This window comes from Cohnella massiliensis (assembly GCF_900169535.1).
GTDB lineage: Bacteria > Bacillota > Bacilli > Paenibacillales > Paenibacillaceae > Cohnella > Cohnella algarum.
In genome coordinates this window covers 104,611-129,108 of the sequence record NZ_LT821254.1, presented here as the reverse complement: position 1 = coordinate 129,108, position 24,498 = coordinate 104,611, and the positions used below count along the sequence as shown (strand labels likewise).

The following is a 24,498-nucleotide window of genomic DNA, read 5'->3' as shown; positions in this document are numbered from 1 at the left end:
CCCCCCAAGCCATAAAGCAGGCTAAGCCATTATATCAAATCCGGAACAAGCGATTGGCGCCTCGCGTCCATGACATCGGCAAGGACCAGATCCGTCAGGTCGACCTTCCCCGGCCCCCCGTCCGGAGCAACCGGACCTGAATATCCAGCTGTCTGCTGAGCGATATAGGATCCCCTGCGCCGAAGCGCTGAATGTCGACTTCATAGACGCATCCGCGTTTGACGGCGGGGAGATCCGCCCAGATCCGGCTTGCCTTCATTTCCTTCGCCCGCTCGGCTCCGCCGCCCTCTCCGTACACGGTCAGAAAGACGCGGTCCCCGGCATAAGCGGGCAATTGCTCGAGCGTGATCGTCCGGTACGGCTCTTTGTCGATCAAGTGCTGCAGCACCGGCTCCGGAGGATTCAATTCCAGACCGTTATACAGGTTATAACCGCCCCGGCCCCACCGGTTGCCGTAAATGACGATGCCGTGCCCCCATACCTCGATGATCGATACCGTCTCCCGCGGTCCGACGGCCCCGTCCAGCGTTTTTCGCAGACGCTTGGCCTTCGCTTCATATCGGCCGATCCACTGCCGGGCTTCCTTTCGCTTGTCCAGCATGTCCGCCAACCGCAGGAAGTGATCCATCGATGTGCCTTCGCCGTAGGGCAAGAGAACGACGGGGGCAACGGCGGACAGCTTCTCCTTGTCGGAAGGCTCCCAGCCGATAATGAGATCGGGGCCCAATTCGCCGACCCGCTCGACGGACAGGGGCGGATCGACCGACTCGATTCCTCCCACAAGCTCTCTAAGGAACGAGTGCGACATCACATTGCTTGTCGCTCCGACGGGGCGGATGCCGAGCGACAGGAGATGCCCCAAATATTGCGTGGCGAACAGCTTCTTGTCGTACTTGAGGTTGCGCGAGTATTGTCCCGGAGCGACGCCGAAGGACTGTTTGAACTTGCGGTTGAAATAAAACTCGTCCCGGTAGCCCACCGCCGAGGCCACGTCTTTCACGCGCGAACCGCTTTGCGACAGCAAATGACGGGCATGGTTCATCCGCAGCGCCGTGACGTATTCCATGACGCTCGAACCGGTGAGCTCCCGGAACAACCGGTTGAAGTAGCGCTTCCCGATCATGGCGTCCGCAGCAAGCCGGTCGATGTCGATATCGCGGTCAAAATGAGCCTCCAGATAGGCCGCGGCCCGTTCCACGGCCTTTCGGGAGTTGTGCCGCGAAGAAGGGGGGCCGTCTCCGGCCTCCGACCATACCGCTAGCATGATCTCCTGAAAAATCGCCTGGTTGCGAAGCTGCCGGCCAAAGTCGGCGTTTCTGCCGTGCCGCAGCAATTCTTGCAAATGCATGACCGTTTTGGCGAACGATCCCGATCCGATTCCGTCCAAACAAACAAAGCCGGGACTCCCGGTCCTTAACTGCGGCGCCGATCCGGCGGAAAAGAGGAGAAACGCGCAAACAAACAGACGGAATCCGCACTCCCCCTTCGTTCCCGCGCGAACGGATATGCCGGGCTCTACCCAAATGCAATGGCCATGGCGAACCTTGCAACGGCGGCCATGGATGCGCAGCGCGCCTTGCCCCTTTATGACGACCAGCAGCAAGCGGGCATCGTCGGCCCGCTCGGCCCGCCAGCCATTTCGCATGGACAGCAGCTGAATGTCGACGGGAACGCAGCCAATCGACGGAACCGGGCTCGTATCGGGATCTCGCATGCGCAGCTCACACCATTCGAATGAGAATTATTATCATTAAGTGAGTCCATTGTATAAAAAAAGAGCCGGACCCGCAACGGTCCGACTTCTGCTTGTCCAGGCGAATTCAGGATTGGGCGGCAAGAAGACTCTCCACCTGGATATCCATCTGCTTTTCCAGGGAGATCGGATCTCCCGGCGCCATTTCGTCGATATTCAATTCGATGATCCGGTTATTTTTGAAGGCGGGGAGACTCTGCCAGATCGGACTTTCTTTGATCTCCTGCGCCGCTTTGTCTCCGCCGTCCGCCTCGTAGACGGTCAGAAATATATAATCGCCGGCATAGTCCGGCAAAACCTCCAGAGAGATCTGCCGGTACTGTTCTTTGTTCAGAATTTCGTTTTCTACGATCTCCGGAGCGGACAACCCGAGGGCGTTATACAGGCTGAATCCGCCTCTGCCCCAGTTGTTTCCGTATACGAACGTGCCCTGCGCCCATACCTCGACAATCGATACCGTCTCGCCTTCGGCGATGACGCTCGCCAATTGTTCTTTATAGGAGGCCGCTTTTCGGTCGAAGTTTTCTTTCCATTGCTGCGCCTCCTGCTGTTTGCCCAGAATCTCCCCGAACAGCTCCAATTGCTCGATCGAATTCAGCTTGCCATATTCGTATACGATCGTAGGAGCGATCTTCGACAATTGCTCGTAGTTTTCCCCGTCTTGCACAATGATCAAATCGGGCTTCAGTTCAAGCACCTTTTCCGGCGACATCGGGCTTCCGGTATCGGCGATATCCGCTGCAAGATCTTTCAAAAACGGGGTATCGATCAGGTCGCCTCTTGCTCCGACAGGCTTGATGCCGAGCGCCAGCAAATGGCCGACGTATTGATCGGCGACGATCCGCTGCGGATTCGCCGGAATGACCGTTTCGCCCATTTCGTGCGTAACCGTTCGCGTCGCTTCCGCCGAAGGCGAAGCGCTCTCGCCTCCCGGCGCGTCGCCGCTTGCTTCGCTCGCCGCCGTACCCGCTGTACCCGCCGTTTCGGCGGCTTCATTGCTCATCCCGCAGGCTCCTAATGCCAGACTTGCCAACAATGCCAAAGCGCACAAGACGAATCCAAACTTGAATTTAGCCATCGCGTCCCCCTGAGAGTCGAATTGAGAATTATTATCATTGATAAGCATTATAGAGTCGCCTTATTCTGCAAGCAATGGAGAAAAGGGCATAAATCTTTATACAAACGGGTACAAGTCCGGAGGTTCGATCGGCCCGGCCGGAAAAATACCCTTGAAGAAACACGCAGCGTCAGCTTCAGACGACCCTATTCATCGCCGCGCTTATTCAATAATCTTATAGACCCTATATGCATTATATATTTCACCTATTGTCTTTTTAATGGTAAGTTTGCTCTATCCTTTCAATTCCGAGGAGGTTGTCCACATGTCCGTATACCGATTTCGGGCATCGCTGATCGACGGGAAGGAAATCGAATTATCGGCCTACCGGGGAAAAGCGCTCCTGATCGTCAACATCGGCAGCAAATGCAGCTATTCGCGCCAGTTGACCGGTCTGCAAAAGCTTTACGAAAGACGGCGGGAACAAGGCTTCGAAATCCTCGGGTTTCCGTGCAATCAATTTAACGGCAAGGAGCCGGGAAGCCATTCGGAAATTCGGGACTATTGCGAAAGGAACTTCGGCGTGACGTTCCCTTTATTCGAGAAAACGGACGTGAGGGGCCCGTCCGCCCATCCGCTTTTTCAATACTTGACGGAGCAAGCGCCGTTTAAAGGCTTCGATGCCGGGAGCGCGGAAGGCCGGAAAATGAGGGATTTCCTGATGGAAAACGATCCGGACATTTACGCGGGCGACGGGGTGAAGTGGAATTTTTCGAAGTTTCTGGTCGGTCGCGACGGCGAGGTGAAGGGGAGGTTCGAAACGACGGTCGAGCCGCCGGACATCGAGAAGGAAATCGAGGAGCTGCTGTTTAACTAGTAGAATAGGATGATTTCCATCGAGAAGAGGACGGCCTATGAACGGGATCGAACGTTTCCGCGGCGAGATTGAAAGGGTGTTCGAAGAAGCTTCGCGGGAGCTGGCGGAGCTGCCCGCCGAATTGCGGGAGCTCGGCCGGGCTTTGCTGCTGCGCAGCCATCCGCTGCGGAACGGGGGCGGCACCAACGCGATCAGCTTCCTGCTGCCGTACTGGCTGCAGGAGGAAGCGGGAGCGCCGACAGAGCTTTGCCGCCACCTGGCGGTCGGGAATTTGTACGCGATGCTTCATTTTTTCATATTGGACGATGCGATGGACGGAGGAACGGGACGCTTTCCTTCGGGAAAACGCAAATCCATGGCGCTCGGGCAAATGCTCCATGTTTATTTCCGGCGGCGGTACGGCCGTTATTTTCCGCTCGACTCCCCTTTGTGGACGTACGAGCGCGACTATATGGAGCAATGGGCGTCCGCCATGAGCCGGGAAGGATCGGCTCCGGCCGATCCCCGGGATTTCCGGCAGCTGGCGGGCAAAGCCGCCCCGGTCAAGCTGTGCGCGGCCGGGCTGTTGATCGGGGCGGGACAGGAGGAGCGCATTGCCGACATGGAAACGGCGGTCGATCTCGCGCTCGCCGTCTTGCAGTTATCCGACGACTGGACGGACTGGCGGGAAGACTTGGACGAGCCGAACCGCAACGCTTTTTTGACGCTTGTCCGGGAAGTGCTCGCGGGAGCGGCCGAAGGTCCGCTGGACGAACGGCTCGTCAAGCGGGCGATCTATCGTCGCCGCTGTTTGGGCCGATTGGCCGACATCGCGGCCGGGTACGGAGACCGGCTGAGACGCATAGAGGGCGTGCCGATCCACCTGGCCGAATTTCAACTCGCCGTCGAGCAAGGACTTCGGGAGGAAGCCCGAAAGATCGACGAGACGGTGGATGAGCTTGCCTCCGGAGGCGGGTTATCACAAATATTGTCGAATTCAATAAACAAATGACGAATTTGTTGTTCATATGGTAACATAAGGGAGGTAGTCCATTAAGCCTAGGGAGGTCATGAAGGAATGTCCGTTGACGCTTTGAAGGTACAGATCGTCAAGAAAGCTTGGGAAGATCCGGTTTTTAAGCAGCAGTTGCTGAACGACCCGAAAAGCGCGCTGAAGCAGGCATTCGGCATCGAGGTGCCGCAGGAAATCGAGCTTAAAGTCGTGGAAGAGACGACGACCAGCTATTATCTCGTTATTCCGCCGAATCCGGAGGACGTCGTCGGCGGAGAAGCCGGCGTGAAATACCACTGGAGCTAATGTTGACGTGCAAGGGGGAACCGGATCAACGCTTCGGTTCCTTTTCCTTTTTCGCTTCGGAACTCCAGCGTCCCCTTCATCACCTCGATAATCCGGAACGTCACCATCAGCCCGAGCCCGGTTCCCTTCGTTTTGGTCGAATAATAAGGCTCGCCCAGCTTGGCGATTTGGTCCTCGTCCATCCCTTCGCCGTTATCCGCAATGCGAATGACCGCCATGCCGTTCTCGGCATGCGCCTCGATTTTGACGATTCCGTTCGACTGGATCGATTCGATGCTGTTTTTGATCATGTTCATAAAAGCCTGTTTAAACTTCGTCGGGTTCCCGAGCACGTAAAGACGATCCGGAATGCGGACTTCAAGAACGGTCCCGTGATAGGCGGCCAACGGGCTGATGATGGACTCGATTTTGCCCAGTTCCTGCTGGATATCGAGGGCGACGACCGTATCCATCTCGGGCTTGGCGAAGGTCAGGAAGTCGGTAATGATTCCCGAGGCCCGGTCCAGCTCGTTGATCGCCATCTCGAAGTGAGGCTTGCTCGCTTCGTCCGATCGGCCGGCGATCAATTGCAAAAACCCCCTCGTCACTTGCAGCGGGTTGCGCACCTCGTGGGCGATCGAAGCGGCGAGATCGCTGATGATTTTCATTTTCTCCGCGCGCTGCAGCTGGTGGTTGAACAGCTCCAGCTCCTTCGAATAGGACAGCAGCCTCCGGTGGTCCGCCGAAATTTTCCGGGCCAGCACGACAATAAGCGAGATGATCAGCAAGACGATTCCGACTTTCCAGAGGTGGAGGATCGGCACGGAATCTTTCGCGTAAATTTTCAGCATGTCCGCGACGCCCATTACGGCAAGGGCTAAAAATCCCAAACCCATGATCGTGCTGTTCCGGTTCCCCCGGACCGATTGAATTACCGATTGGCCGAGGACCAGGAGCAGATGGACCAGGATCAGGGGCGCGAGAAGCCAGAACGTAAACAGCTTGTAGTAGAAAAAGAACGCGTCCCCGATCATCTCGTTCAGAATCAGAACGAGAAAGCCCAGGACGGAGTAGCCCGCGAACCAGCGCCCGAATTTTTTGAAAAAAGCCAGCTTGCCCTCGAATACGGAAGCCACGTAAAAGTGAAGCGCGGGGAACACCGTAAGCATCGACAAATCGAATGCGAATTGCAGCCCCTTTCCGAATTCCTCGAAATAGATAAACGGGAGCGTGGAGTACGTCACGATCATGACGCTCGCCGTCAGGGCGATCAGGCTCAGCGACACCCAGGCCCGGCGCTGCTGGACGTTCAAATAGCCGGAAACGAGCAGCATGAGAAGCCCCATGAAAGCGATGGAGGCGCCGAGAAGAACGCTTGGAAGCTCCTCGCGAATGAAAGTTTCGGACAACTCGTAGAAATCGCCGATCCGGACGGCGCTGCTCGGACCCGCCCGATCCATCGACTCGATGCGGATGTACAGATCGGAAGGTTCCGTTTTCGGCGCCAGCGCCAGGAGCAGCATGTTTCGGTCGAAGCTGAAATCGCGGGAGGAACGGTATAGAAGGCCGCCGTCTTCGTATACGGAAATGTCGAGTCCGTACAGTTGACTGATCAAAAGACCCGGCGTCTGCCAATCCGCGGTAGGCGGGACGGCTACATGCACCCAAGCGCCGTCGTACCCTTTCGGAATCGAGGTTTCGGGCTCGCTTATGTCAGCCGTAATCCAGGGGCCGGTCAGGGAAGGCGGCCGTTCGGACTTATTAGAGTCGGCAAACCATTGAATCTCCCATTCCTTGATCGAAACGGCCGAAGATTCGGACGCTTCGGCAGCCCCGGTCTGCCGGTTTGCGATGGCTAGCGCGAAAATAGCCATAATCAAAACCATAACCGCCCTTAAGCGGGATGCATTCATTTCCTCACCTCAGAAAACGAGCTCATCATGCAAGTTCGACAACTTTCCCGCGAAAGCGAAAATCGGAAAAAGGATAATAGTCCCAGACAATAACTCCGCAACGTCATTATATCGGAAATGAAACGGTTCGGGATAGGATGATCCTTTATACCGTTGCGAAGAATGGATAAATGTGCGTTAAATTTTGTTATAATACAGAAAACGATACCGAAAAACGGAAACCTTTGTCTGTTTCCGGCGAGGAACGGGGGGCGCAAATTGGCGATAGGCGACGAACTGACGGGAAAGGTCAGACACACGCAGCTGAAATTGCGAGGGCAAACGATCGCGCAAGTGCTGGAGGAATTCGACGGCGGGATCATGGGGCTCGACCATGACAAACGCATGGCGAAATACCGGAAAATGAGAGGGAGTCCCTATCTGTTTTTCCGGGGGAGCGCTTACCTGTTTTACTTCGACGTCGGAAGAGAATGGTTTCCCTTTCACAGCGATCCGGAGCGGCCGACGTGGATACAGGGCGATCTGCATTTCGAGAACTTCGGCGCGTTTCGAAGCGAAAAGGGGCGCATCGTTTTCGACGTAAACGATTTCGACGAAGGCTGCACGGGTTCCTATTTGTACGATGTGCTGCGCATGTCCGTCAGTCTTTTTTTGGCGATGTCCGAGAAAGAACTGTCGGCCGGCGAGCAGATGGATGCGGTGTCCGCCTACTTGTCCGCTTACGCCAACCAGATCCGGAAGTATGCCGAGCGCAAGGAGGATCCCCGCTCGCTCGTCTTCGGCGAGCAGACGACGAAAGGCCCGATCCGCAAGCTGCTGAAGAAAACGGAGAAGCTTGCGGCCAGCCACTTGGTCGAGGGCATTACGGAGCTGGAGGAGGGGCGCCGGGTTTTTCGCTGGTCCGAGGAGATTCAGAAGCCGACCGAAGAGGAGCGGGAGCTCGTCATGAACGGTTGGGCCGATTACGTGGGCCAGGTTTCCTCTCGCAGCGGCCTGCCGGAGTCTTTCTATCAAGTGAAGGATATCGCGGTGAAGCACGGTTCCGGCACGGCTTCCATCGGCCTGGACCGATTCTACGTTCTGATGGAGGGAAACGCCGGGCATCAAGGGCTTGACGATATTATTATCGAGATCAAGGAAGTACGGGCGCCGGTGCCGGCCTACTTCATGCCTTACAATGAATCGTTCTGGGAAACATTCGCGCATCAGGGCAAGCGGGTCATCACGACCCAGCAGGCGATGCATCATGAAGCGGATCCGTTTCTCGGGTGCTTGACGCTCGGAGGACGGCATTTTTACGCAAGGGAGCGGTCTCCGTACAAGAAGAAGCTGAAGGCGAGCAAACTCGCGGAACCGAAGGATTGGCAGAAATCCGCGGAGTGCATGGGCCGGATCACGGCCAAGATGCATGCCCGCGCGGATGCGGACGTGGAGGACGGCATTCTGTCCTATCACAGCGAGGACGAAATCGCCCGGGCGATCGGCAAGGATACCGCCGCCTTCTGCGATTATGTGGCCCACAGGGCGCTATCTTATGCGTACCAGGTGCGGGAGGATTACGCGTTGTTCGCGGAGTGGAGCGAGTCCCTGGAGCAACGCGGGCAGGTCAAGGCGGAAAAGCCGCGCCGGAAGCGGAATTGAAGAAAAGGGACCGAGAGTACACCACACCAGTATGTCATGAGGAGTTGCCGACATGTTTTTGCATTTTATCGAGGATCGCGAACATAAAGAGGCTTTTTTGGAACTGGCGCATCGGGTTGCGACGTCGGACGGGTTCGTCAACCGCAACGAATGGAATTACATTCGTTCCTGGAAGCTGGAATTGGGCATGGAGGATTGGGAGCCGGATGCGGGCAAGCGGGAGCGGACTCTCGCCGAGATGATCGGCTGCGTCAAGGAAGAGCAGGTGAAGAACATCTTCTTCGCGGAGGTGCTGCTGCTTATTTTCGCGGATGGCACGTTTAACGATGAGGAACAGAGAATCGCGGGCGAGATGAAAAAGCTTTTCGGATACTCCGACGATATTTTCGAGGCGTTCATGGGTTGGGTGGCGCGCATGGGACAATTGAAGGTCGAAGGGATGCAGCTTATTCTGGACCCGTCCTCGGCGCGCCGATAGCGCGGACGAGCCGGTTGACGGAGCCGGCCTGCGGCAAGCGCCGCGGCAAACCCGAACCGTAAACTCCCGCGATACGAAAGAAGGAGAGGCAGGCCCTGGCGCCCGTCTCTCCTTCTCTTCGGTTGCGAAGCTTCCGGCTCTTTCGCGGACCAAACGGTTCAAGACCCGGCCTGGTCCTGCCGGTACAGCTCCCGGCTTTTGTACCCGGCCTTCAGAATCTCCTTCATTTCCTCGCGCCGCTTCGATCGGGTCGCCTCCTGCTTGGCGCTGTACACGTAACGCGCCCAGTCCTTGCGGTAGCCTTCCGTCAGCGACCGGTAAAAGGCAAGCAGAGCCGGCTCGTCCTCCAGATCCTTTTCGATCTGCGGAATCAGCTCGATATAATCGCCGACCCGCTGACTGGCCTTGGAGGCCGTTTTCCCTTTGCCCGCGGCATCCTCTTTGAAGCCGACGACGGTAAACACGTCGTCCAGCCCCACCATGCGCGCGAATTTGATATCGCTATTTCCCAGATAGCCTTCCTCGTCGCTGTTCAGGCCCGACAACAAATCGTCGCGGTGAATGAACGAGGGATAAACTTTGTTGCCTTTCTTCGGGTACGCCGCGAACAGATATCCGTCCGGGTTCAGACGCCCGTTCGAGATCACGTCATCCGTCAGCTTTTTGAGCGACTCCATATCCAGTACGAATGCAAAGATAAGATCGTACGGTTCGTCTCCGAGAGCCGTGTCGTAGCCGGCCATTCCCGCGAAATAATCCGTGCCTTCCGGTTGATGCAGGATAGCGGCCCGCGCGTATTTATGCAGGCCCAGCTTTTCGACGATCGATTTTCCCATGCGCGCCTCATTCCCTTCGTGTGCTCAACATGCGTTCGCTATTATTATAACTCGGGCGAAGGGCGGGGAAACCGGCGATTTCCGCCGTCCTTTATTTTAAAGCTTCAACTTGCGTGCACAGGTCTTATTCCGCGTTCTGCCCGAAAACGACGCAAAGTTTAGCACTTGCTCGAAAGTAGTATGCTTGAATTGAAACTCAAGCTGAAGGAAGGGGAAATTCGATGAAGCTGAACCATCTTAATCTGACGGTGACAGACGTGGCGGCGGCGCGGGATTTTTTGCAAAAGTACTTCGGATTAAAAGTCGCAGGCGAGCGCGGGAACGCTTTCGCGGCGCTGTTTGACGACGACGGGCTGGTGCTGACCTTGATGAAGGGAACGGAGGTCCGTTACCCGAAGACGTTCCATATCGGCTTCGGACAGGAAAGCGAAGAAAAGGTAAACGAAATCAACCGGCGCCTGAAAGACGACGGGTTCGACGTCGCTCCGCCGCAAAGATCGCACGCTTGGACGTTCTACGTGGAGGCGCCGGGCGGATTTACCGTCGAAGTGCTGGCCTGAGCCGGCGCGAATGATGCCGCAAGGGAAGGATTCCCGTCGTCATTTGTCGAATAGCACTAATCATGATGACGAAAAAACGCATTCTGATCATTACGGCCTTATTTTTGCTCGTCCTGACGGGGATTCGGATGGCCTGGGTAGCCACCAGCATGCCGTCCGAACGTCCCCTTGCGGCGGAAGGCGTGCTCGATCTTCGCGGCGTTTCATTGGACGGCCCGATTTTTCTGGACGGGGAATGGATGTTTTATCCCGACCGGTTTTTGATGCGGGAGAGCGGCGCTTCGACTGCGGGGGGAGTTTCGGTTGCCCTCCCCGGCTCCTGGAAGGGCAGCTTCGACGATCCGGACCGGACGATCGGCTACGGCTCCTTCCGGCTCCTCGTTCGGCTGGGCGATTCGGCCGAACGGGAGCTTGCGGTGGCGATGCCCAGTTCGGTTTCGGCTTCCGAGCTGTTCGTGAACGGCGTCAAGCTCGGGGCGGCGGGAACGCCCGGAACGACGGCCGAAGAAACCGACGCTTTCGAGGGCCCGTATACCGTGTCCTTCACGGCCGATGGGCCGGAAGCGGAAATCGTGATCCATGTCGCGAATTTCGGCAATGCGTTCGCGGGGGGGCTGCTCGGCTCGGTTCAATTCGGAACCGAAGACGAGGTCGTTGGGCATAAACAATTTTCCATCGCGATGCAGCTGTTCGTCTGCGTCGTCCTGATCATTCACGTGATCTATGCGCTCATTCTCTATTTCATCGGGGCGAGGCACCGGGCGGTGCTTTTGCTGGCCTTGTTAATGGTAGGAGCAAGTCTGACGGTGCTCGTTACCGATGACCAATTGCTCGTCACCTGGCTGAAATTGCCCTACGAAATCAGCATGAGGCTTTTCACGCTGAGCTATTTATGGGCGGCGGCGCTGCTCATCCTTTTCGTCCAGCGGCTATATCCGAATTTGCAGAAGCGGCCGTGGCATATTTATTACGGGGCGATTACGGCGGGCTTGACGGTTGCGGTCGCCCTGATGCCGACCGCCTACGTGCCGTTGGTCGATCAGGCGACTCTTCCCATACTGCTCGCGGGCTTTCTGTATGTACCGGTCATCACTTGGCGCGCGATGCTGACGGTCGAGAGCGACGCGATGTTTTTATGGCTCGGCTCCGTCGCCCTGGTCTTTAACCTGAGTTGGGGAATGATGAATCTGTTTACCCCCGACTTTCGCTCGCTGCATTTCTATCCGCTTGACTTGATCGTCGTCTTTTTTTCCTTCGCCTCCTATTGGTTCAGGCTGTATTTCCGGAGTTCCCAGCAGACCGCGCGGCTGGCTGCCGAGCTGCAGAAAGCGGACAAGCAAAAGAACGACTTTCTTGCCAACACCTCTCACGAGCTCCGCAATCCTCTGCACGGGATGATCAATATCGCCCGCAGCGTGCTGGAGGAGCAAAGCGTTCATCCCGCCGGGAAGGAAAAGCTGGAGCTTCTGGTCACCGTGGGCAGGCGCATGTCGATTTTGCTGAACGATCTCATGGATTACGACCGTTTGCAGGGGAAGGGGCTGCGGCTCGAACCGAAAGCCGTGCGGGCGCAGGCCGCGGCCGCCGGAGTGATCGATATGATGGGCTTTATGATGGAGGGCAAGGCGGTCGAGCTGCGCAACGAAATTCCGGAATCGTTCCCTCCGATTCTCGCGGATGAAAACAGGCTCGTCCAAATTTTGTTCAATTTGCTTCACAATGCGCTCAAATTTACGACGGAGGGCCATGTGACGATTCGCGGCGTCATTCGGGGGGAGTCGGCGACGCTTGAAGTCGAAGACACCGGAATCGGCATCGAGCCCGGAGATCTGGAGAGGCTGTTTCGGCCATACGAGCAAGTCGACTCCAGCCTCACGGCGATCGGCGGGGGAATCGGGCTGGGCTTGAGCATCAGCCGGCAGCTGGCCGAGCTGCATGGCGGGACGCTGAAGGCGGAATCCGAGCCGGGCCGGGGGTCGACCTTCCGGCTTACGCTGCCCCTCGCTCCGGAGTCGGGTCGGACGGACGCTGCAACGTATCCGGTCGAGATCCGGTGGCAGACGCCCTTGGCAAATGCGGATTCCGAAGCCCTGCCGGGCCCGGGGCAGATCGCCGCGGCGGCCGAGTACGGCGAACGGATGCCGCGGGTGCTCGTCGTGGACGACGACCCGGTCAACTTGCGCATCCTTCAAGGGATGCTGCCCGGCAACCGGTACGAAGTGGCCACCGCCTATTCCGGGCACGAGGCGCTGGAGCTTATCGCCGGCGGCGAGTGGGATCTTGTCGTGGCCGACGTCATGATGCCCCGCATGTCCGGGTACGAGCTGACACGGAACATCCGAAGGCGATTCTCGATGTCCGAGCTGCCGGTGCTGCTGCTGACCGCCCGCAGCCAGCCGGAGGATATCGCGGCCGGATTCCAGGCAGGCGCGAACGATTACGTGGTCAAGCCGGCCGACATGCTGGAGCTGCAGTACCGCGTTCGCGCGCTGACCGAACTCAAGCTTACGGCGGGCGAACGGCTTCGGATGGAAGCGGCCTGGCTGCAGGCCCAGGTTCAGCCGCATTTTCTGTTCAACACGCTGAATTCCATCGCGGCGCTTAGCGAGATCGATACGGCGAGAATGCGTTCGTTGCTGGACGTGTTCGGCAAATATCTGCAGGCGAGCTTCGATTTCCGCAATTCCGAACGGGTCGTCCCGCTGGGAAGGGAACTGGAGCTGGTAAGGGCTTATCTTTACATCGAAAGGGAACGCTTCGAGGAGCGGCTCCGCGTGCGGTGGGAAGTTCCGGAGAACCTTCTCTCCCCCCTCATTCCTCCGCTTTCCGTGCAGACGGTAGTCGAGAACGCGGTTCGGCACGGCGTTTTAAAGCGAACCGAAGGCGGGACCGTGCGGATCGAAGCGCGGGATAACGGGGATCACGTCGCGATTCGGGTTTCGGACGACGGGGTCGGAATCGAAAAGCGAATTTTGACGAATATGCTGGAGGATCGGCCCGGGAGGGCCGGAGGCATCGGGCTGCTCAATACGAACCGACGTCTGCAGCAAATTTACGGCCGGGGGTTGGACATCGCGAGCGTGCCCGGCCAAGGCACGACCGTCACGATCAGGGCGGGGAAGCCTTGAACTGGAGGCAAATTCCGGATCGTGGCTTTCCGGATCGTGGCTTTCCGGGTCGGGGGCTTTCCCGGGGCTTGCAAACAAAAGGAATGACGGCCGCATACGCGCAGCGGGGTTCCGGCGAGTTGCAAAGAGACGACGAACCTCCTAAGCTTAAAGCAGATCAAAAAACTCGAAGCAAAGGAGACGGCCGCTCGTGAAAAAAAATCGTCTGGGCGCTTCCGAACTGATCGTCGGCGAAATCGGGCTCGGCTGCATGTCGCTGGGCACGGAGGAACGGAAAGCGACGGCGCTTGTCCACGAGGCGCTGGAGCTGGGCGTCAATTTTTTGGATACTGCCGATCTGTATGACGGAGGACGCAACGAGGAGCTGGTCGGCAAGGCGATCCGGGGCCGGCGGGATCGGGTGGTGCTGGCCACGAAGGTTGGCAACCGCCGGATCGCCGGGCAGGACGGCTGGGTCTGGGATCCGTCAAGGAAGCATATTCTGTCGGCCGTTAAAGAGAGCTTGCGCAGACTCGGCACGGATTACATCGACTTGTATCAGCTTCATGGGGGGACGATCGACGATCCGATCGACGAGACGATCGAGGCGTTCGAGCAATTGAAGCGGGAAGGCGTCATCCGGGAGTACGGGATTTCCTCGATCCGCCCGAACGTCATTCGGGAATATGCGGCGCGCTCTTCGGCGGTCAGCGTCATGAACCCGTACAGCATCGTAGACCGCCGGGCCGAAGAGGCCGTGCTGCCGTTGCTGGAGGAAAAAGGGATCGGCGTTATCGCCAGAGGTCCGCTTGCGAGCGGAGCGCTTGCGGCGAATCGGCAGCCCGTCAAAGGCGTGCCGGACTACGAGCTCCCGGAGCTGATCGCGCTTCGCGACGGGCTTGAGGCTCTAACGACGCCGGAAAGAAGCCTCACGCAGCTTGCCATCCGCTATTCGCTGAGCCATCCGGCGGTTGCCGTCGCCATCCCCGGAGCCAGCTCGCGCGAGCAGCTGCTTCAGAACGTCGCGGCGGCGAACGCGCCGGAGCTGACGGAGGAAGAGGTGCGGACCGTGCACCGTCTCAGCAAGGCGAACGTGTACGCGCTGCACCGCTGACTGGAGGCGGCGAGCATAGGGGATCGAGGCCGAAGGCCGCAAGCCGTAAGCCGCAAGCCGCAAGCCGCAAGCCGACTGCGGTTTGCGGCTTTTGCACTTGCCTGAAAGGTTAGGGTTCTTTCACCCAAACTCCGAACCCAAACTCCGAACCCAAACTCCGAACCCAAACTCCGAACCCAAACCCGACCCCCTCCCTTCTTCGCCTTCGTTGGATTTTATCCAACCGGCAGAGCGAAAAAGGCGAGAGAAGCAGGCTACGCTGGATTTTATCCAACGGGGAATGGGGATTCCGGATAAAAAGCCCCAAAAGGCGTCCCTTGATTGGATGAAATCCAACCGGGGCGGCGAGGAGCCCGAAAACCTCTCTTTTCGCTGGACAAAATCCAACGAAGCCTAATCGGCGGCGGCAACCTAGTATATGGTCTCGAAATAGCGAACGCCGCGCCGCTGGGAGCTGCATGTGGTCCGAAAGGGGGATTCCAACGAGTGGCGGTACCTCTCTTTCCAATTGTAACGTGACGGAATGCGCGAGGGGCAACCGCACCATCCATCCGCTTATCCATGAACCCGTACGATTTTTCCTACAAAATCGCCCCGAGAGGCGGTTCTGCGTACACTTTTGTATGATATTTCGTACAAAACCCCTCGCATTTGCCGCTTCCCGGTGGCAACTGTACGATTTTTCCTACAAAATCGCCCCGCCAGGCGGTTCTATGAACACTTTTGTATGATATTTCGTACAAAACCCCTCGCATTTGCCGTTTCCCGGTGGTATTTGTACGATTTTTCCTACAAAATCGCCCCGCCAGGCGGTTCTGTGCACGCTTTTGTATGATATTTCGTACACCCTCCCCCTTCATCTGGTGCTTCCGTGCCTATGACGGTGCATTTTTTTATCGTACCGTATGATCCGAGCGAAAACGCGAAAACGCGAAAACGCTACTTGGGGACGAACCGCCAGTGTCCCCCTCCACCAGGCCACGTCCGGCGAGTTGCAACCCCCCGTGAATTTGAAGCGTCCATTTAAAGAGCAAATCTATACTGGTTAAAGAGCATATCTATTCTGGCGCGGGATGTGATCGGGGATCGAAAGAGTAAGGAAGATCTTGTTCAGGGTAACCGTCGGGCTGTGGGCAGCCATGGCGTTCGCGGGTTTTTGGGTGTATTTCGGGAAAGCTTATTACCCGGACCTTCCCTACGACGGAGGTTCGAAAAAGGAAGCGATTCAAAAGCTGGAAAATAGCGGAGGCGAGCTGATCGAATTGGCGTCGGACGGCAGCTTCTATTGGCTGGGCCACAAAGGGAACCGGCTGGACGGAAGAAACCGGGTGATCGACCATATGGAAAGCCGGGGATATACATATGATTACGATGAGGGCTCCAGCCTCTTTTTTCAAAAGAACGGGCGGACGATCGTAACGGGAACGAATTGGACGGCAAAATATGTTTTGTACAAAGTGCCGGTCGAGGCCCGCCTTGACGAACGACCGCCGGAGGTGTAGGCTCGAAATCGAATGAGTCCGGCTGGAATGAACGAGCCCTGCGGAACGAAAGGCGTGGTCATGCGGATGAACGTCAGCTTCGCGAAATCGGAAGCGCAGCGGGAGCGTCTCGAGCTGGTCGGAAGACTGGCGGATGAAATGAAGCGGGGCGCTCACGAAACGGATGAGGAAAACGGCTTCAACTTCGGCCATATCGAAAAATTGAAGGAAGCGGGGTATCCGGGCTGGACGGTGCCGGCCGAATACGGCGGAGCCGGGATTACGCTTTACGAGTTCGTGCTGTACCAGGAGCGGCTGGCGCAAGGCGATCCCGCGATCGCGTTGGGCATAGGCTGGCACCTTGGCATCGTCTACGATCTGGCGCACAAAAGGCCCTGGAAGGAAGAAGCGCTCGGCAAGCTTTTCCGGGCCGCGGTTTCAACGGGTGCCTTGACGAACCGGGCGGTTACCGAGAAAACCTCCGGAAGTCCGTCGCGAGGCGGGAAGATGCTTACGTCGGCCGTCGCGACGGCGGAAGGCTATGCGCTGAACGGACGCAAGACGTTTACGACGCTGTCGCCCGTGCTCGATCTCGTCATCGTAACGGCAACCTTGCAGGAGGACGGGACGAAGGCGGACTTCCTGCTTCCGATGTCGACGCCCGGCGTCTCGGTCGATCCGACCTGGAACATGATGGGCATGCGCGGCACCGGAAGCCACGATCTCGTACTGGAGGACGTCCGCGTGCCGGCCGAAGCGCTTGTCCATCGCTACGCGGATTCGGACGGCCAGTCCGCCAGTCCCTTCCTCCTGCATATTCCCGCCTGTTACCTGGGCATCGCGCTGGCGGCGAGGGCGGAAGCGCTCGCCTTTGCCGCGGATTATCAGCCGAATTCGCTGGACCGGCCGATTCTGTACGCGCCGAACATCGGCCAGCTGATCGGGGAGATCGATCTGGAGCTTTCCGCGGCGAGGCACTTCCTCTACTCCGTCGCTTCCCGCTGGGATGAGCCCGTCGCCGATTCTCGGCAGTGGATACCGGAATTGAACGCCGTCAAAGTATTCGCCATCCGGACGGCGCTGTCGGTCGTGGACAAGGCGCTTCGCATCGCGGGGGCTCATGGCCTCGCGTTATCCCACCCGCTGCAGCGGCTGTACCGGGACGTAAGGTTCGGTCTTAGCAATCCGCCGATGGAGGACAGCGCCCTCCGCGTGCTGCATCAGCACGCGATCGCCGAAATCGAGCGGGCGCGGGGGGAGCGGCCCTGAACGGACGGCCGCCCGCCGAATCGGCGGATGACGTCCCGTCACGATTTTTGTCATGGCCGTCACGGGATCGTGAATAGGGCTGTACGGGCAGATGACGGTTTGTTACACTTTATCTAGGAAATGGAGCGAACCGAGAGAGACAAGGTGGCGACGCGATGATATCGATTGTAGTTGCGGACGATCAGCGGCTGCTGCGGGAAGGATTGCAGACGATCCTTCAGATGGAAGAAGGTTTTCGGGTCGCGGCCTTGTGCGAGAACGGCGCGGAAGCGGTCGCCGCAGCCGGGCGGCACCGGCCGGATGTGGTGCTGATGGACATCAAGATGCCGGGGATGGACGGAATCGAAGCGATGAAAACCATCAAGCGCGAGCTCCCCGGCACCGTCGTCCTGATGCTGACCACGTTTGCCGAGGACCAGTTTATTGTCGATGCGATGGCGGGCGGGGCGGACGGCTTCCTGCTGAAAGACATGCCTTCGCGGCAAATCGTGCAGACGATTCGCGAGGCGATGAACGGCGGGGTCATCCTGCCGGCTCCGATCGCTTCGAGGCTCGCCGCCAAGGCGGCCGTCATGTCCGGCGGCAGGAGGGACGCATTCGACGAGGACAAGCTGAAGGAAGCGAACCTTGCATTCACGGAGCGCGAACGGAACATTATTATGCTCATGATCGAAGGCTATGGGAACCGCCAAATCGCCTCTTCGCTCAAGATGGGCGAAGGGACCGTCCGCAACTACGTGAGCGTCATTTACAACAAGCTCGGCACGAGCGACCGGCAGGCCGCGATCGCCATGCTGAAGCCGATGCTGAAGACCTTGCTTTAGCCAGACAGCCTCCCGTCGCGTTCGCCGCGATGCGGGGGCTGCTTTGCCTTGCTCTCCATTCCGCTATCGGAAGGGTGTCTGAACGTCGGCCGTCGTTTAGGTGACGGGAGTCATGATTTTTGTCATATTTGTCATGTTCTGCATGACAGCCTGCTTGTCCGGTGCGGTTCTATGTTAAACTGCATGTATGAAACGCGACGGAGCGGTATGTTCTCCGCGCGAAGGAGCCTGCGGTGGCTATGAAAAAAAGGCAACGCGTTTCCCTTCTGATCTGGTGCCTCTTCTGCGCCATTATTATCTGCGCCTTTCTTCCGGCGCTTCTGGTGGAGCGGCAAGACCGGATGACCGGGGACCGCAAAGCTTTTGTAACGCTTGTAAAGCATTGGGAGATCGCCTTCGGTACGGAAAAACCTTCTCCGGGCGACTGGACGCCCTTGAACGCCGACACGAGGGCCGCTATGGGGCAATATCGGGGGACGGTGTGGCTGCAGCGCAGTCTGCCGGAGCTCGACTGGCGCAGTCCGTATCTTTTTTTCTCCATGATGAACCGGTTTGAAGCGTATCTGGACGGGAACCTGCTGTACCGGTTTAACATGGACGAGAACCGGCGTCATATCAATGGCATGAAAGTGTTTCATCCCGTTCCGGTCAGTCCGCAGGACGAGGGAAAGACGCTGCTGATCCGGACGGAGTGGACGGCGGAACCCTTGTTCGGCAACGATCTGGCGCTTGCCGGCGAGCCGGATCAAATCCTGTATGCGCTCATCAAGGCCGAGCTTTCCTACATCGTCTATTCGATCCTGGGCATTACGGCCGGCATCGTCGGATTGGCGCTGTTCTTGCGAAGCAGGGAGGCGCTGTTCGGCTGGTTCTCTTTGTTCGTTTTGGCCATCGGCTTCAGCTTTTTGCTTTCCTGCCGCTCGTTGCAATGGTTCGTCCAAATGAAGGAGATCTATTACTGGCAGTTGATGCTGGTTCCGATCTCCGTATGGGCCGGCATCGGGTTTTACGGCAATGCGCTTCCAACTGTGGACAAGCGGCTTGTCCGGATCGCGCATGTCGCTTTGACGGTTTTGATTGCCAGCGTCGTCGTCTGCGCGATCGGGTTTCCGGAATGGTACAAGAAGTACACGTTCGCGGGCGTTGCGATTGCGGTGGTGATTATGTTTTCGGTCGTCTCGTGCGTGCTTGCCCTGCAATCCGGGAGGAAGGCCTGGGCCGCGATGAAGGAGGTGCCGCCCGGCATGCTGCTGGAGCGGCAATGGCTTATGCGGGGCTACTGGACGTTTATGCCGTTCGCGAGCCTCAGTCTTATCTCGAACTTGTTTCCCGATCTGCTGACCGTCTTGCTCAACTCGCGGACTTATCTTTACCGCATTATCGAAGGGTTGATGCCGAACAGCCTGTTTCTGTTCATAATCTGCATGGCGATGGTGCTGGTCAGCCGGGTGCGGCGGGTTCACCTGGAGGCGGAGCGCAGCGCGGCCGAGCTTTTGGTCAAAAATCAGGAATTGGAGCACTTCCATCGCAATCTGGAAGATCTAGTCGAGCAGAGAACGGCCGAGCTGGAGCAGGCCAACCGCACTTTGGCCGTCACGCTTCGCGAAAAGGCGGAAACGTTGGCGGAAATGTCGGTGCTGGAGGAACGGAACCGGATCTCCTACGAAATGCACGATGTGGTCGGGCATACGCTGACCGCCGCGATCGTGCAGCTGGAAGCGACGAAAAAGCTGACCGCCCGGGAAGGAAGCATTCAGCAGGAGAAGCTGGAGCTGCTAAGCGAGCTCGTGCGCAAGGGGCTGAACGACATTCGGAAAGCGGTCAGGCTGATGAAGTCTGACGAGGAGCAGCCGCTTCCGCTGGAGGCGTCGCTGCGCGAGCTGATCCAATATACGGAGGATACGATGGAAATCAAGGTGGACAGCGAGATTTCGCTGCCGCCGGAGCTGCCGCTGGGCAAAGTGACGGAGGGCGTGCTGTACCATGCGCTGCAGGAAGGGCTGACGAACGGAATCCGTCACGGGCGCGGCGAACGCTTCCGTTTTACGCTTCGAACGTCCGACGGGAAGCTGATGTTCCGGCTTGTCAACGACGGGCTTCCGTTCGGTTCGGAAACGCCGGGCTTCGGTCTGACCGCGATGATGGAGCGGGTGGAACTGCTGGGAGGCTCGGTCGCGATTCGTTCGTCCGCCGCCCCGGACGGCTCGCCGGCCGGCTGCGAGCTGGCCATCGTCATTCCGCTGTCAGCTTAGGAGCCAGCAGCTTTGATCGGCAGGCAGGAACGCGACCCGGAAAAGAAATGAACGGCCAATACGGCCGCAAGCCGAAAATCGCCGTTTTCGCGGCTCCCTGGCGGGAGGACGCGGAGCGGCTTTTTTTTGCACGAAGGATTGTTTAAAATCTTCACCGCTCGATTCCTGCGACATCTCCCCCATCCGCTCCGACAGCCGGCTCGGCCCTCCGCACGTCCGCTACGGGCTCGGTTGAGTCGTGGCGACTCATCTCGCCCCGCCATGTGCAAACAGCCGCGAGCAGTTGCGTAAAAATGACTCGTCTCGCCGCCTCCGCACGTCCGCTAACGATCCAGATGAGTCGTGGCGACTCATCTCGGCCCCGCCATGCGCATGCTTGAGCGGCCGACGACGGTCGCCTTTGTCGGGGGTAATTTGCTTGTTCTTAGACCGCCGTTTTGGCGCCCTTAAATGCAATCCGAGACATCGGCTCGTCGCAAGCTTATGACTCGGATGACAAAAAAGATGACGGTTTGTAACTATTGCCGCGGCCTGCGTTTTTTTACAATCAACGGGGTACAATCAATCGACGGAATGGAGTTCTGGACATGGGAGAGAGGATCGGGAAAGGAAGACGCCCGGTATGGGCGGTTGCTCTTATCGCGGCGCTGCTGCTGTCGCAATTCGCCATACCGGCAAGCCGCACGTTCGGTTCGCAGGCTGCGGAGTTGAGCGTTTATGCAGACGAACTGGCGGAATCGTTTTATAACTACAGCTGGTCGGGCGTAAGCCTCGAGGAAACGGAGACGGTGTATGAAGGAAGCCGTTCCATACGCTTCGAGGCAAATGAAGGACAGGCAATCTATCTGTACAAAGATCGCGTCATGAATGCCGGCGATTACGGCGAGTTCAGATTTTGGCTGCATGGCGGAGAGAGCGGCGGCCAATCGTTCGCGCTGGCCTTTACGTTGGGCGGACATGAAATCGTCAAGCTCGCTTCCGAAAGCCTGCTGCCGGACGGCGTGCCGGCGGGCGAGTGGACGGAAGTGATCGTGCCGCTTGCGGATGCCGGAGCGACAGGCTTGCTGGACGGCATCCAGATTTGGGGCTCGGGAGCGCAGTCGCCCGTTTTCATCGACCGGATGCGCTTTACCGGCGCGGCCGAACCGGGCGAAGAGCCGGGCGGCGAAGAGCCGGGTGGCGAAAACCCGGGCGGTGAAGAACCCGGGGGAGGGGAAGAGCCCGGAGGCGAAGATCCCGGCGGAGAAGATCCCGGACCGGTTGAACCGATCGAACCGATCGAAGGCGTTTATTTGTACGATGACCGGCTGGCGGATTTTGTCACCGATTACAGTTGGGGCGAGGCAAGTCTGGAGGAAAGCGAAGTCAGACGGACCGGCACGCGCTCCATCCGCTTTACGCCTGACGGCGACGAGGCGCTGTACTTGTATAGCAGCCAACTGCTGACCGTCAACGATTACGAGAAGCTTCGCTTCTGGGTGCACGGCGGAGAGACGGGCGGCCAATCCGTCACGCTTGTGCTAACGGCCGGAGGAGAAGCCGCCGCGACCCTTCCGCTGGAAAATTGGCTGCCCGACGGCGTGCCGGCCGGAAGCTGGGCGGCGGTCGAGGTCGATCTGGCCGAGCTGCAGCTTCCGGCCCGACTGTTCGACGGTTTCCGGCTGATCGGAGGCACCCCCGGGGCGCAGGAGCCGATCTATATCGACGATATTGCGCTTACCTCCCGGAAAGCCGCGCAAGCCGCCGTCGCCGAGCTGCGGCTGAGCCAGCCCCGCCTCGTCATGATGCCGGGAGAGGAACGGCGGATCGAGGCGGAAACGTTCCTCGTGTCCGGCGATACGCCGGTCGTAACGGAGGAAGCGGAATGGTCGGTCGATCGGCCGGAGCTTCTGTCCGTAGAAAATGGAAGGCTTACCGCATTGTCCGAGGGCATCGCCAAAATTACCGCTTCCTACCGAACCTTTACGGCGGAGGGCTATGTTCAGATTACCGGCACGCAGGAGGAGCCGGTGTACGTCGACGCGCTGGCGGAAGGATTCAACAATTTCAGCTGGCACGAGAAAGATTTCGCGAGCGTCGAACAGGCCCGAAGCGGCGTCTCGATCAAGTTCGAGCCGGACGGTTGGGACGGCGTCTGGATTTCCGGGGACGAAAAGCGGGACCTTGAACGCTATTACGGGTTCCGGTTCTGGCTTCATGGCGGCAGCGGCGGCGGGCAGGAGCTGCTGTTTCACGTCTATGACGGCAATCAGTCGCTTGGCGCGGTTCCCGTCGGAGAGCTGCTGCCGGGCGGTTCGATTCCCGCGGGGCAGTGGACCCAGGTGACGGTCAGCATGGCGGATTTGGGACTGGAGAGCGGTTCGTTCGACGGGCTCATCGTGCAGGCGGCCACCGAAGAGGATCAGGAAGCGGTCTACATCGACGATATCGCGCTGCTGGCCAATCCGAACCCGGGACGCTTGCCGGAACCGGAGCTCCCGCAAATTACGGTGACGGTCGACCAGGCGTCGGAGCGAAACCCGATCAGCGGCGATATTTACGGCATCAATTTCGACGATAACCATCCGACCAATTCGACGCTGCCGTTCCCGATCGAGCGTTGGGGAGGCAACCAGACGACGCGTTACAATTGGCAGCTGGATACGGCCAACCGGGCGGACGACTGGTTCTATATCAATTATCCTTACGACAATGACAACCCGCAGGACTTGCCGAACGGTTCGATGTCCGACCGGTTCATTGACCGGGTGCTGGGGCGCGGCGACAACGTGCTGATTACGGTTCCGACGATCGGCTGGACGCCGAAGGACCGGACGGTCAGCTACGGATTTTCGCAGGAAAAGTACGGTTCGCAGCTGGAATGGTCCCCGGATTTGCGGGATGCCGGCAACGGCGTTCGCCCGGACGGCTCGCTCGTCACGGGCAACGATCCGACGGATACGTCGAAGCGGGTCGGCACGGAATTCGCGACCGGCTGGATCCAGCATATCGACGAAAGAACCGATGGGAAAGTGCGCATGTACGCGCTCGACAACGAGCCGGAAATTTGGCATGTGACGCACCGCGACGTCCACCCGGAACCTCCGACCTATGACGAGCTCTGGGAAAAAACGGTTTCGTACGGTTCGGCGATCAAGCAGGCCGATCCGGACGCGCTGCTGTTCGGACCGGTGTCGTGGGGCTGGTGCGGCTACTTCTATTCTTCGGCCGACGCGTGCGCCGACGGACCGGACCGCCAGGCCCACGGCGGCACGCCGTTCCTGGAATGGTACGTGCAGCAGGTAAAAAATCACGAAGCGAATACCGGCGTCCGGCTGATCGATTACCTGGACATCCATTACTACTCGCAGGAGCCCGCGGTTCCGTCCGAAGACGAGAGCCCGCTGGCGGCCAAGCGGCGCTTTCAGGCGCTCAAATCGTTGTACGACGAAAACTTCGTCGATCAATCCTGGATCCAGGAACCGATCCGGCTGATTCCCCGGATGAAGGAAATCATCGCGAACAACATGCCGGAACTGAAGCTCGCGATCACCGAGTACAACTTCGGCAACGGCACGGGCATTACGGCCGGGTTGGCCCAGGCGGAAGCGCTGGCCATCTTCGGCAGGGAAGGCGTCGATCTGGCTACCCGTTTCGGCAACTTCCGGGCCGGCACTCCGATCGAGGATGCGTTCAAGCTGTACCTCGACTATGACGGCAACGGCTCGCGCATCGAAGGCAGCAGCGTGGCGGCGAGCTCGTCGCTCTTCGACGCCGTCGGCGCCTATGCGATCGAAGGGACGGACGGAACGACGTACGTGCTTCTGTTCAACAAGGATACGTTGACGAGGGATGTCGCCGTGAATACCGGACTGGCCGGCGGCGCGACCGGCGAGCTGTACCGGTTCGACGCCAAGCAGCGGCTCGGCGCGATCGGCGGGGCCGCCCTCGGCGCGGACGGGTCCGTTACGCTGGAGCTGCCGAAGCGCTCCGCGACGCTCCTTGTCGTACAGGGAAATTAAATAGGAGATCCAAATAAGGACAACGGCAACGTCCCTTCCGCAATCAAGCGGAGGGGGCG

The 24,498-nt window shown here is 58.6% G+C and carries 17 protein-coding genes; 13 read left to right on the top strand and 4 right to left on the bottom strand.

What is annotated here, in order from left to right:
- Positions 1 to 94: 94 nt before the first annotated feature.
- Both B7E11_RS03020 and B7E11_RS03015 read right to left on the bottom strand, forming a co-directional pair.
- A complete protein-coding gene (locus tag B7E11_RS03020) occupies positions 95 to 1,714 on the bottom strand; it encodes a helix-turn-helix domain-containing protein (protein ID WP_080832144.1) in 1,620 nt (539 codons plus the stop codon).
- Positions 1,715 to 1,820: 106 nt separating this feature from the next.
- The gene (locus tag B7E11_RS03015) at positions 1,821 to 2,756 is read right to left on the bottom strand and encodes an iron-hydroxamate ABC transporter substrate-binding protein (RefSeq protein WP_176220581.1); all 936 of its coding nucleotides are present in this window, start codon (positions 2,754 to 2,756) and stop codon (positions 1,821 to 1,823) included.
- Positions 2,757 to 3,135: 379 nt separating this feature from the next.
- On the opposite strand from B7E11_RS03015, the gene B7E11_RS03010 reads away from it, so the two are divergent.
- The 3 genes from B7E11_RS03010 (at position 3,136) to B7E11_RS03000 (ending at position 4,984) form a co-directional block, all read left to right on the top strand.
- Positions 3,136 to 3,687 carry a glutathione peroxidase gene (locus B7E11_RS03010; RefSeq protein ID WP_080832142.1) on the top strand — a complete coding sequence of 184 codons (552 nt, stop codon included), beginning with the start codon at positions 3,136 to 3,138 and terminating at the stop codon, positions 3,685 to 3,687.
- A 37-nt stretch (positions 3,688 to 3,724) separates the two neighbouring features.
- The gene (locus B7E11_RS03005) at positions 3,725 to 4,678 is read left to right on the top strand and encodes a hypothetical protein (protein ID WP_080832141.1); all 954 of its coding nucleotides are present in this window, start codon (positions 3,725 to 3,727) and stop codon (positions 4,676 to 4,678) included.
- A 66-nt stretch (positions 4,679 to 4,744) separates the two neighbouring features.
- Positions 4,745 to 4,984 carry an NHLP leader peptide family RiPP precursor gene (locus B7E11_RS03000; protein ID WP_080832140.1) on the top strand — a complete coding sequence of 80 codons (240 nt, stop codon included), beginning with the start codon at positions 4,745 to 4,747 and terminating at the stop codon, positions 4,982 to 4,984.
- Here the strand turns inward: B7E11_RS03000 and B7E11_RS02995 are convergent.
- The gene (locus tag B7E11_RS02995) at positions 4,981 to 6,837 is read right to left on the bottom strand and encodes a sensor histidine kinase (protein WP_245809609.1); all 1,857 of its coding nucleotides are present in this window, start codon (positions 6,835 to 6,837) and stop codon (positions 4,981 to 4,983) included. The two genes, B7E11_RS03000 and B7E11_RS02995, sit on opposite strands and share 4 nt — an antisense overlap.
- 297 nt (positions 6,838 to 7,134) lie before the next feature.
- On the opposite strand from B7E11_RS02995, the gene B7E11_RS02990 reads away from it, so the two are divergent.
- Entirely contained in the window at positions 7,135 to 8,517 is a 1,383-nt protein-coding gene (locus tag B7E11_RS02990) for a DUF2252 domain-containing protein (protein ID WP_240353204.1), read from the top strand.
- Between the two features lie 52 nt (positions 8,518 to 8,569).
- Positions 8,570 to 8,995, top strand: coding sequence for a hypothetical protein (locus B7E11_RS02985; RefSeq protein WP_080832137.1), 426 nt, complete (start codon positions 8,570 to 8,572; stop codon positions 8,993 to 8,995).
- Positions 8,996 to 9,153: 158 nt separating this feature from the next.
- Here B7E11_RS02985 and B7E11_RS02980 read toward each other — a convergent pair whose 3' ends face one another.
- Entirely contained in the window at positions 9,154 to 9,831 is a 678-nt protein-coding gene (locus B7E11_RS02980) for a YdeI/OmpD-associated family protein (RefSeq protein ID WP_080832136.1), read from the bottom strand.
- 221 nt (positions 9,832 to 10,052) lie between these two features.
- Here B7E11_RS02980 and B7E11_RS02975 point away from each other — a divergent pair, with 221 nt between their 5' ends.
- From B7E11_RS02975 to B7E11_RS02940, 8 genes are all read left to right on the top strand, one after another.
- Complete coding sequence (locus tag B7E11_RS02975) at positions 10,053 to 10,391, top strand: VOC family protein (protein WP_080832135.1); 339 nt, start codon at positions 10,053 to 10,055, stop codon at positions 10,389 to 10,391.
- A 62-nt stretch (positions 10,392 to 10,453) separates the two neighbouring features.
- The gene (locus tag B7E11_RS02970; RefSeq protein ID WP_080832134.1) at positions 10,454 to 13,519 is read left to right on the top strand and encodes a hybrid sensor histidine kinase/response regulator; all 3,066 of its coding nucleotides are present in this window, start codon (positions 10,454 to 10,456) and stop codon (positions 13,517 to 13,519) included.
- Positions 13,520 to 13,709: 190 nt separating this feature from the next.
- Positions 13,710 to 14,612, top strand: coding sequence for an aldo/keto reductase (locus B7E11_RS02965; protein ID WP_080832133.1), 903 nt, complete (start codon positions 13,710 to 13,712; stop codon positions 14,610 to 14,612).
- A 1,106-nt stretch (positions 14,613 to 15,718) separates the two neighbouring features.
- Entirely contained in the window at positions 15,719 to 16,114 is a 396-nt protein-coding gene (locus B7E11_RS02960) for a hypothetical protein (RefSeq protein ID WP_080832132.1), read from the top strand.
- A gap of 27 nt (positions 16,115 to 16,141) precedes the next feature.
- Entirely contained in the window at positions 16,142 to 17,362 is a 1,221-nt protein-coding gene (locus B7E11_RS02955) for an acyl-CoA dehydrogenase family protein (RefSeq protein WP_240353205.1), read from the top strand.
- A 155-nt stretch (positions 17,363 to 17,517) separates the two neighbouring features.
- The gene (locus tag B7E11_RS02950; RefSeq protein WP_080832131.1) at positions 17,518 to 18,186 is read left to right on the top strand and encodes a response regulator transcription factor; all 669 of its coding nucleotides are present in this window, start codon (positions 17,518 to 17,520) and stop codon (positions 18,184 to 18,186) included.
- A gap of 239 nt (positions 18,187 to 18,425) precedes the next feature.
- Complete coding sequence (locus B7E11_RS02945; RefSeq protein WP_080832130.1) at positions 18,426 to 20,438, top strand: sensor histidine kinase; 2,013 nt, start codon at positions 18,426 to 18,428, stop codon at positions 20,436 to 20,438.
- A gap of 587 nt (positions 20,439 to 21,025) precedes the next feature.
- Entirely contained in the window at positions 21,026 to 24,439 is a 3,414-nt protein-coding gene (locus B7E11_RS02940; protein ID WP_080832129.1) for a glycoside hydrolase family 44 protein, read from the top strand.
- Positions 24,440 to 24,498 lie beyond the last annotated feature (59 nt).